This is a genomic window from Mesorhizobium sp. M7A.F.Ca.ET.027.03.2.1 (assembly GCF_003999175.1).
GTDB lineage: Bacteria > Pseudomonadota > Alphaproteobacteria > Rhizobiales > Rhizobiaceae > Mesorhizobium.
In genome coordinates this window covers 1-5,008 of sequence record NZ_RZOM01000406.1, presented here as the reverse complement: position 1 = coordinate 5,008, position 5,008 = coordinate 1, and the positions used below count along the sequence as shown (strand labels likewise).

The window sequence follows — 5,008 nt, the reverse complement described above, 5'->3', positions numbered from 1 at the left end:
GCAGATGATAGGTGACGATCGGGGTGGATATGCGCAGCCGCCCACGCGGTGTTTCCCGTGTCTGCGACAGCATCGCCTCGGCATCGTCGATGTCGTCGAGGATGCGGCGCACCCGCTCGTTGAACAGCTTGCCCTCTTCCGTCAGGCAAATGCGCCGCGTGCTGCGCTGCAGGAGCCGCACGCCGAGTTCCTGCTCGAGCCGGGCGACACTTTTGCCGACAGCGGAAGCCGAGATGCCAAGCGCCCGCCCGGCGGCGACGAAACTGCCGAATTCGGCGGTGCGGGCGAAGGCCAGGAGCCCGTTGAGACGATCCATTGCGTCATTCCATTCGAGCGTTTCAGTCCGATATACCAGGAGATATAACACCATTTTTCCTGAAATGCCGACGACCTATCTTGTCATCACGACCGGCTCCGCAATGGCGCGGGCCACCGGCGAGTACTGTTTCAGATAGGGAAATCCATGACTTCCAGGACCACAACCGGCTCTGCCGAGAGATGGCTCGTGCTCTTGTCCGTGTGCCTTGCCGCGATGACGATGCCCTTGACCTTCACCGGTCCGGCCGTCGCTCTGTCGCGCATCGCGGCCGATCTCGGCGGCAGTCCGATCGAGCTCAACTGGGTGACAAACGCCTTCATGCTGACCTTCGGCGCCACCCTGATGGCGTCGGGCGCTCTGGCCGACAATCATGGGCGCAAGCGCCTCTTCCTCGTCGGCATCTCCCTCTATGTCCTGGCGTCGCTGGGCGCGATGCTGGCGCCGGACATCATCTGGTTCGACATTTTCCGCGCCGCGCAGGGTATCGGCAGTGCGGCCGCCTTCGCTGGCGGCGCCTCGGCACTTGCCCAGGAATTCGAAGGGCCGTTGCGGCTGCGCGCCTTCAGCTTCCTCGGCACCAGTTTCGGCGTCGGCCTCGCCTTCGGCCCAATCGCGTCGGGCCTGCTCATCTCTGCATTCGGCTGGCGGTCGATCTTTCTTCTGGTTGCAGCACTCGCGATTGCCGCCGCCATGCTCGGCCTGCGCACCATCAGGGAATCGCGCGACCCGGATGCGACGGGCCTAGATTGGGCGGGAGCCGGCACCTTCACGATCGCGCTGGCGTCGCTGACCTATGGCGTGCTCCAGGCCCCGCAGAGCGGCTGGGCCGATCCCCTTGTCGTCTCCCTTCTGGCCGCTTCTGCCATCTGTTTTGTCGCCTTCGTCTTTGTCGAGCGGCGAGCACAACGGCCGATGCTCGATCTCACGCTGTTTGCCTATCCTCGCTTCGTCGGCGTCCAGTTTCTGGCTGCGGCACCCGCTTACGCCTTCGTCGTCCTGCTCGTCCTGTTGCCGATCCGCTTCATCGGCATCGAGGGTATGAGCGAGATCAAGGCCGGGCAATTGATGATCTGCCTATCAGGCCCGCTGCTGATCCTGCCGATGCTCGCCGGACAGCTGGCGCGCTGGATCGCGCCGGCCACGATCTGCGGCGTCGGCCTGCTCGTCGCTGCCGCCGGGCTTGTCTGGCTGAGCCTGACACCACCGGTCGGTAGTGCGCTGGTGGCGCCGCTGATGCTGATCGGCGTCGGCATCGCTTTGCCCTGGGGATTGATGGACGGGCTCGCCGTCAGTGTCGTGCCGAGAGAGCGCGCAGGCATGGCGGTCGGCATCTTCAACACCACCCGCGTCGCTTGCGAGGGCGTGGCGCTGGCGATCGTCATGGCGACCCTTTCCGGCTTTACCGCCGCGCATCTCGCCGCACAGGGAACGGCATCTTCGACGCAGGCAGCAGCGGCAGCCCAACTGCTGGTGACCGGCAATCTCGGCGAAGCAGCACAACATCTGCCCCAGGCTGGAGCCATTGTTCTGGTCCAGGCCTATGAGGCGGCGTTCGACAGGTTGCTGATCGTGCTGGCGGCAATCACCGTCATGACCGCCATCGTCGTTTTCCTTGGCCTGCGTCGCGGATCGGCGTCGGAACACGAGACCGTCGCTCTGCCGGCAGGCCAGGAAGGGTAGTCAGGCGATCACCAAACTCGAAATACAATCGCCGTCCAGTGTGATACGGACGATGCCAACGCCGATATTGTCCGACTGGTTCCAGCGCGCGATCTGCTCACGCCCGGAATGACCGTCCCGAGTCGCTCATGGATGCGTCGGCGGTAAACGCGACGAGAGAGGTTTCCGTGTCGCCGGCATTGGGGCCTCGACGAAACGGCGGATCGGATCGGGTGTGATCATTCGTCCGCCCAAGGTGCGTTGAGATTCAGGTCAGGCTGAGTCGAAAATGGTGGCTTCCGAGAACCGGAGCGGAGCGTACTTAAGTACGTGAGCACCGGAAGCGCAGGAAGCCGTCATTTGCAGGCCAGCCTCACCTGAATATCAATGCACCTCAATCCAGCCTGTGCATCAGGTCCTCATCCAGCCAACGGCCGAAGAAATAGACCAGTTGCTTGTGCCACCATGGCCAGTCGTGGCTGACATCGCCGCCCCAGTAATCGACCCAGGCGGGAATGGATTTGTCGCGCAGGATCTGTTCCAACTTGCGCGTCTCGACCAACATCCGCTCTTCCCAGGCGCCCTGGCCGCAGCAGAAGATCAGCCTGAGCGCCTTCAGCCGGGCCAGCAGTTTGGGATCGACGATGCCGGGCAGATAGTCGAGCGGCGAGTTGTAGAAAATGTCGCCCTCGAGCGCTTTGCCGAAGAAGTCGCGCGCCGAATAGACGCCCGACAGCGCAATGACGCCGCTGGCGAGTTCAGGAAAGCGGAAGACGAAGTTCGACGAGTGATAGCCGCCCATCGAACAGCCCGAGAACAGCGGCTTCAGCTTGCGCCCGCCATTGGCCTGCTCGGCTGTGGACAGGAAGTCCGGCAGCGCCTCCTCGCGCACATAGCGGAAATAGGCCTCGTGGCGGGCGATGCGGTGGGCGGCGTCGGCATGCTTGTCGAAGAAGGATTCAGAATCGACGCCGTCGACCGTGAACAGCTGGATGCGGCCGGTGTCGATGAATTCGGCCAGTGCGCCCACCCCGCCGGAATCCTCGAGCTGGTAGAACCTGCCCTGCGAGGTCGGGAACACCACCACCGGCCGGCCGGCATGGCCGTAGCGCTTGTATTCCATGTCGCGGCCGAGCTGGCTCGAGAAATTCTTGTGATAGGAAATGTCCATCGCCTCACGCCTTTTCCGCGTGGATGTACGCGACCGCTGCACGCAACGCTGCTTCGTCCTTCGAGCGCATCTGGTAGGCGTAATTTCCCATGGCGCGGCTGAAAACCTCTTCGATGGCCTGATGGTGGACGATCTTGTCGCGGTGCGCGGCTAGCACGTCCTCATGGCCGTGCAAATAGTGGAGGCGCCGCTTGCGGCTGGCATAGGCGGTGAAATACTTCCCCTCGTAAGGGCCGCCGGCGGCATCCCTGACCACCATGTCGGCCCATGCCGCGTAGACGTCGATGTCGAACGTATAGTTGATCGCATCGGTCATCCAGGCGCCGGGCGGGCGCATGTTGACCTCCAGCGCGATGACCCGGTCGTCCTTGGTCTCGAACAGCTCGATGTGGAAGAAGCGTTCGCGTACGTCGAATGCTTTCAGGATCTTGCGGCCGGCCTCCTCGACCGCCGGGCTGATCCTGGGAAAGCAGGTGTAGCTCATATGGCGGTCCTTGTTGACCACCTCCATGACGCTCTGGTCGTAGCGGTGGCTGGCCGCCAGCACCACCTTGCCGTCGCGGTTGACCAGCCCGTCGAAGGTCACCACCAGCCCCCCGATGAACTGCTCCATGACGAAGGTCACGTCCTCGGGCTTGTCCCGGAAGAACTGGTCGAGCTCTTTGGCGTTGGAGATCTTGAAGGTGTTCGATGCGCCGGAACCGCTGTCGGGCTTGACCACGACGGGGTAGCCGACGCGCCGGATGAAAGTCATGGCCCCGGCACGGTCGGAGCATTTGCGCTGCGCGATGGTGTCGACGCCGCTCTTGCGGAAGAAGGCACGCATGCGGCTCTTGCGCTTCAGGTTCTTCACGAAATCGAGCTTGGTGCCGTAGATGTTGAAGTCGGTGCGTATGTTGGCTTCCAGCTCAAGCCAATGTTCGTTGAGCGATTCAAAACGGTCGATACGGCCCCATTTGTGGACGAAATGCCCCATCGCCCGAAACACGGGATCGTAGTCCTCCATGTTGGCGAGGCGGTAATATTCCGAAAGGGCTGCTTTCAGCTTGGCGTCGAGCGCGTCATAGGGCGCGTCGCCGATACCGAGCACCCTGGCCCCGGCCTTCTTCAAGCGGTCGCAGAAATCCGCGCCGTTGGCGGGAAAATGCGGCGAGAAGAACACGAAATTCATGGACGACCCCTCCCGCGACAGGGGCATCGAAACCCTGTCGATGCCCGAGTCTGGCGCATTTGCCGCGCGTGGGGAAGAGCGCGCATGTTCGGGACAACATCCGACAGATCACGGCCCGCCACGCGGCCCCCACTTGCCTCTCACAAGCCGCTCCTGTAAGAGAACCGCCATGAACACGCGCGCCACCAACGCTTCCCGTTCGACCGGTTTTTCCGGCGAGACCGTGCGCGCGCTGGCTTCGACCCTGCTTCTTCTCGGCCTTATCGGCGATCGCCGGGTTCGCTGAAGGAGCGCCCGGCGGTCGAACCGCCGCGCAAGCGCATGCTCCTTGGCAATCACATCAAGCGAACGAAATTCTGGTAAAGGCGCCGCTCGCCATCAATCCACCGAAGGTGGATCCATGAGCCGCCGGGAGAACGACGATGAACGCACGAGAAGAAATCCGCTCCGATGCCGCGGTAGCCGACACGGATTCGGCTAAAGGGATGCCCGACGCGGCTCGCAAATATCAGCCCTATCCGACCGTCGGCCTCACCGACCGGACCTGGCCTTCGAAGGTGATCGACAAGGCGCCGATCTGGTGCTCGGTCGACCTGCGCGACGGCAACCAGGCGCTGATCGATCCGATGGGCCATGAGCGCAAGGCACGCATGTTCGGCCTGCTGCTCGACATGGGCTTCAAGGAGAT

General features: G+C 63.1%; 4 protein-coding genes and 1 pseudogene. 2 read left to right on the top strand and 3 right to left on the bottom strand.

What is annotated here, in order from left to right; translation table 11 throughout:
• Positions 1-316, bottom strand: a 316-nt coding sequence (locus EN750_RS18265) for a LysR family transcriptional regulator (protein WP_127397247.1), incomplete at its 3' end; no start/stop codon positions are given.
• A gap of 147 nt (positions 317-463) precedes the next feature.
• Here EN750_RS18265 and EN750_RS18260 point away from each other — a divergent pair.
• Entirely contained in the window at positions 464-1,999 is a 1,536-nt protein-coding gene (locus EN750_RS18260) for an MFS transporter (RefSeq protein ID WP_127397246.1), read from the top strand.
• Positions 2,000-2,372: 373 nt separating this feature from the next.
• Here the strand turns inward: EN750_RS18260 and EN750_RS18250 are convergent, their stop codons facing one another.
• Both EN750_RS18250 and EN750_RS18245 read right to left on the bottom strand, forming a co-directional pair.
• Positions 2,373-3,149, bottom strand: a complete 777-nt coding sequence (locus EN750_RS18250; RefSeq protein WP_127320725.1) for an esterase family protein — start codon at positions 3,147-3,149, stop codon at positions 2,373-2,375.
• A 4-nt stretch (positions 3,150-3,153) separates the two neighbouring features.
• Complete coding sequence (locus EN750_RS18245) at positions 3,154-4,320, bottom strand: ATP-grasp domain-containing protein (RefSeq protein WP_127397245.1); 1,167 nt, start codon at positions 4,318-4,320, stop codon at positions 3,154-3,156.
• Between the two features lie 422 nt (positions 4,321-4,742).
• On the opposite strand from EN750_RS18245, the pseudogene EN750_RS18235 reads away from it, so the two are divergent.
• Positions 4,743-5,008: pseudogene (locus tag EN750_RS18235) on the top strand (2-isopropylmalate synthase); the annotation flags it as partial.